Origin of the sequence: Thioalkalivibrio sp. (assembly GCF_007692535.1) — a bacterium.
Taxonomy (GTDB): domain Bacteria; phylum Pseudomonadota; class Gammaproteobacteria; order Ectothiorhodospirales; family Ectothiorhodospiraceae; genus Thioalkalivibrio.
On sequence record NZ_REBW01000275.1, the window covers coordinates 1 to 4850 of the forward strand.

Genomic DNA, 4850 nt, shown 5'->3' on the forward strand with positions numbered 1-4850 from the left:
TATTTCGAACGCATCGCGGCGCCGCCGAATGCCCGGCTGGAGGTGGTCCTTCAGGACATCAGCCTGCAGGATGTGGCTGCCAAGCGCCTGGGCGAAATGATCGTGGAGAACGCCGGGCAGCCGCCTTACGCGTTCCGGATCCAGTACGACCCGGCGCAGATCGATCCGCGCCATACCTACAGTGTGGCGGCCCGCCTTTACGATGGCGACAAGCTGCTGTTCGTCACCGACCAGGTCCACCAGGTGATCACCCGGGGCTTCCCGTCCACGGCCACCCTGCGGCTCCGCCGCGTCGGGAGTGCCCCTGCGCACCCGCTGGGAGAGCTCCCGGCGACCTTCAAGGGAACGCTGCCCTGTGCGGATTGCCCGGGCATCGATTACCACCTGAATCTCCTGGAAGACGGCGTGTACTTTCTGCGGGAGACCTACCAGGATCGTGACGGCGGCCCCTTTGATGACATCGGGCGTCACCTGCTGTCATCGGATGGTGCCCAGCTCACGCTCTACGGTGGCCGGGAGGCGCCCCTGCGCTTTGCCCTCTCGGCGCCGGATACACTGCGCCTGCTGGACCGCGATGGCGGGCACATCGATTCCGAGTTGAATTACAATCTTTCACGACAGCCGGAATTCGAGCCTTTCGAGCCGGAGTTGCTGCTTGGGGGCATGTACCGGTATTTCGCCGACGCCGGTCGCTTCCAGGAATGTCTGACCGGCCTCGACATGCCGGTGGCCCAGGAGGCCGACAACCGGGCCCTCGAGGAGGCCTACCTCGAGGCCAGGGAAAGGCCCGGCGAGGCGTTGCTAGCGAGTCTCGAGGGCCGGATCGCGCAGCGCATGCCAATGGAGGGACCCGGACCCGTGGCGACGCTCGTACCGGAACGATTCATCGGCGTCTGGCCGGAGCAGAGTTGCCCCCCGCCGATGAAGCTCGCCGACCTCAAGAACACCTACTGGCGGTTGAGTCTGCTCGATTCCGAGGGCGTGCAGCGTGCGCCGGATCAGCGTGAGCCCCATCTCGTCTTCCACGAAGAGGACCGGCTGGCCGGTTCCGACGGCTGCAATCGCATTATCGGCGCCTATGCGCTGGAAGACGGGTCGATCGGGTTCTCCGGGCTCGCAACGACCCGGATGGCCTGCCCCGCGGGCATGGAGCAGGCGAGCCGGTTCCTGCGGGTTCTGGAGGAGGTGGATCAGTACCGGATCATCGGCCGGCACCTCGAGATGCTGGATGAGTCCGGGGGCCTGCGGCTGCGCTTCGAGGCGGTTGCACTTCACTGAAGCGCCGGGGCGGGCACGGGGACGCGTTCATCCAGTCGTCATGACGCTGGGTCATGAGGATGGGCGACAACCCCGGGCGCACCGTTCATCGGCCAGCGAAATGAGGAGAGGACATGTCCCACCCCGCCGAGCAAAGCCGCTTCGCCCTGAACCGCGTCTTCGTGGTATCGCTGTTCCTGGTCGCCGCCTTCGGCGCCTGGGGGCTGATCGATCCCCAGGCCATGAGTGGCGCTTCGCTGGGTTTCACCAACTTCGTGCTCACCAGCATCGGGTGGTACTGGCTGCTGATCACCACCGGCTTCGTGATCCTCGCGGGATTTCTGGCCTTCGGACCCTATGGCAGGGTGAAGCTGGGTGAGGACGACGAGGAGCCCGAGTTCTCGACCGTCTCCTGGATCGCGATGCTCTTCGCCGGGGGGATGGGCGCAGGCCTGATCTTCTGGGGTGTTGCGGAACCGCTCTACCACTTCCGTGAACCGCCCGGGATGCCGGGCGAGACCGCCGAGGCCGCCCGGGTCGCATTCACGCTGACGAACCTGCACTGGGGCCTGCACGCCTGGTCGATCTACGGCATCTGCGCGATGGTGATTGCCTATTTCACCTTCCGCAAGAAGAAAAAGCCGCTGATTTCGACCCCGATCGAAGCACTGTTTCCGGGGGTTGGCGGCCAGCGCCTGGGCCAGGTGGCGAACATCCTGGGTGTCTTCGCCGTGGTCTTCGGCCTTGCCGGCTCGCTGACCATGGGCGCCCTGCAGATTCGTGCGGGCCTTGGCGAACTGCTCGGTACGCCATTGAACATTGGTATGTCGCTGGGAATCATGGCGGTGATGTATGCCACCTACATGACCTCGACAGCGGTTGGTGTCGATCGCGGCATCAAGCTCCTGTCCAACATCAACATGGTGGTGGCGGTGCTGATGGTGGTCTTCATCGCGGTCTTCGGGCCGACGGCCTTCATCTTCGAGACGCTGGTCGATTCCTTCGGCAGCTATTTCACGCAATTGCCGGGTCTCGCATTCCATCTGCTGCCCTTCGAGGGCCTGCAGGAGTGGACCGCGAGCTGGACCCTGACCTACATGATCTGGTGGCTTGCCTGGGGACCCTTCGTCGGCATCTTCATCGCCCGTATCAGCCGCGGGCGCACCATTCGCGAATTCTGTGCCGGTGTCATCCTGGTACCCACCGTGTTCTCGCTGTTCTGGTTTGCGGTGCTTGGCGGTGCCGGTGTGTTCATCGAGCTCTTCGGGGGCGGCGGGATCGCCGAACTCGTATCCCAGGACGTCAGTCGTGCGTTCTTCGTCTTTCTGGAATTCTTCCCGCTCGGGCAGCTGCTGGGCTTCGTCGCCCTGTTCCTGATCTTCATCTTCCTGGTGACCTCGGCGGACTCGGGGAGCTTCGTGCTGTCGATGATGACCAGCGACGGAAAGCTGAATCCGCCGCTGCCCTACAAGCTGGTTTGGGGCACCCTGGTGGCCGTGCTCACCGTCGCGACCCTGTTGAGCGGGTCGGTGGAGGTCGCCAAGGCGATGGCGGTCACCGGTGCCATTCCGTTTTCAGTGGTGCTGCTGCTGCAGGTGGTGGGCTTTCTGAGGACGATTCGAAGTGAACGCGGGGGCGTCCGTGTGCGAACCCCGGGCGCGACGGCGCGATCGATGAACAAATGAGGAGCCCCTTGTGACCAGTACCCGCAGCACCCTTTCAGCCATGGCGCTGGTCCTCATCCTTGCCGGGTGTAGCAGCGACCGGCAGCCATTGCAGGTCGGCGGCAAGCAGTCGCCGGAAAACCAGATCGTCGCTGAGCTGGTGGCCGAACTGGCCGACGCCGCCGGTATTCCGGTGAAGCGGCGCATCGGCCTCGGAGGCAGCCGGCTCACGCTCGAGGCCCTGAAACGTGGCGAGATCGACATCTATCCCGAGACCACGGGTACGGGTCTGGCCTTGCTGGGATTGGGACAGCCGCCTGATGTCGATCCGGAGGTGTCCATCGCACTGCTGCGCGAGCGCTACGCATCGCTCGGGCTCGGGTGGAGCGAACTGCTGGGCTTCGAGAACAGGCCCGGCCTCGCGATGCTTCGCGACCGCGCGCTTTCGCTCGGCATCCGCAGCTACTCGGACCTCGCGCGCCACGCGGACCGGCTCGCGCTCGGGGTCGACAGCGAGTTCCGGGGGCGCCCCGTCGACGGTCTTGCGCCGCTCGGTCGGCGCTACGGCATGGAGTTTCACCGTATCCTCGAGATCGAGCCGCGTGACAGAACCAAGCTCTACGATCGCCTGGTGGAGGGTGAGATCGATGTCGCAGTGGTCCGATCGGCCGACCCCCAGATCCCACTCTTCGATCTCCGCGTGCTCGAGGACGACCTCGATTTCTTTGCGCGTCACGATGGCGCCCTGGTCTACCGGGAGGCGGTCCTGCAACGCTTTCCGGCGCTCGAAGGCGTTCTCGCGCAACTGACCGGTGCGATCGGGGACCAACAGATGCAGGCCCTGAGCAGACGGGTCACGGTACGGGGCGAGGACCCCAGGGAGGTTGTGCGCGCCGAACTGATTCGTCTCGGTCTGATCGACGGCGAGATTGGGGAGCGGGATCGGCAGGCCCTGAATCTGGCGGTCTCCCTTTCGGCGAACGCGGAAGGGGAGGCGGGAACGATCCTGCGCCAGCTGCGTCGTTCGTTTCCGACCAGTACGGTGAACCTGGTCCGTTCGAGCGATCCGCTGGGTGCGATCGAGGATGCGAGTGCGCGGATCGCGTTGGTCAGCGCACCGGCGTTCTTCGCCCCCGGCTCGGTTGATCCGGCCACCGGCCAGCCACCATTGCGCCCCGGCATCGAGGCCGTTGGCCTGGTCGGGACCAGCTTTCTGCAGGCCTTTGCACTGGAACCCGGTGTCAGCCGCCTCGAGGATGCGGCCCTGATCGCGACCGGCCCCAGGGGCTCGAGTAGCTATCGTGCGGCACAGTCGGTCATCGATGGCCTGCAACTGGCTGCCACGCTTCGGCCGGTTGAGGGCGATACGCCCGGGATGCTGGCCGATGCCCTGGTTGCGAGCGGGGCGGACGTCGCGATCCTGATGCAGCCCGTCGGCAACTCGACGGCCCTGGAACTGCTTCAGCGCGGTCTGCCGCTGGTCCAGGTGGACAACTGGGTTCAGGGCAACAACCGCATCGTCTTTCCCTATCTGCAGCCGGCGCGGCTGGCCCCGTCCGACTTCGAGCGGTTTCTTCCGGCAGTCCAGGGCAGCGGCGCACGGATGCCCGGGTTCAGCGAGCCGGTGGAGACCCTGGCCACGCAACTGGTGCTGGCGGGACCCGCCCCGCCGGACGATCTCAGGCTCGCCACCCAGGGCCCGGGGGCGAGTTTCATCCCTCGCGCCCTTCCGTTGACCGATCAGGCGGTTGAACGCATCAACGCCGCCACCGGAAGGACCGAGGACATCTATCCGGTCCTGCCGCAGGCGCGCGCGCTGGCACCGCGGTTGCCACAGCCCCCGGAACCCCTGAGTCCCTCGCCGGCCGCATCCGTACTGTCCGTGCTCGCGTTGGCGCTGCTGGTCTGGATCGCCTGGCTGACGCTCCG

The 4850-nt window shown here is 65.8% G+C and carries 3 protein-coding genes; all 3 read left to right on the top strand.

The window, feature by feature from the left end; genetic code table 11:
- Positions 1 to 1278, top strand: a 1278-nt coding sequence (locus EA346_RS14945; RefSeq protein ID WP_296759921.1) for a YbaY family lipoprotein, incomplete at its 5' end; no start/stop codon positions are given.
- A 113-nt stretch (positions 1279 to 1391) separates the two neighbouring features.
- Complete coding sequence (locus EA346_RS14950) at positions 1392 to 2942, top strand: BCCT family transporter (RefSeq protein ID WP_296759922.1); 1551 nt, start codon at positions 1392 to 1394, stop codon at positions 2940 to 2942.
- 10 nt (positions 2943 to 2952) lie between these two features.
- The coding region (locus tag EA346_RS14955; RefSeq protein ID WP_296759924.1) for a glycine betaine ABC transporter substrate-binding protein at positions 2953 to 4850 on the top strand (1898 nt) is incomplete at its 3' end.

Coding starts and splice junctions, on each gene's coding strand:
- EA346_RS14950 (WP_296759922.1), top strand. CDS start 1,392: ATGTCCCACCCCGCCGAGCAAAGCCGCTTCGCCCTGAACCGCGTCTTC.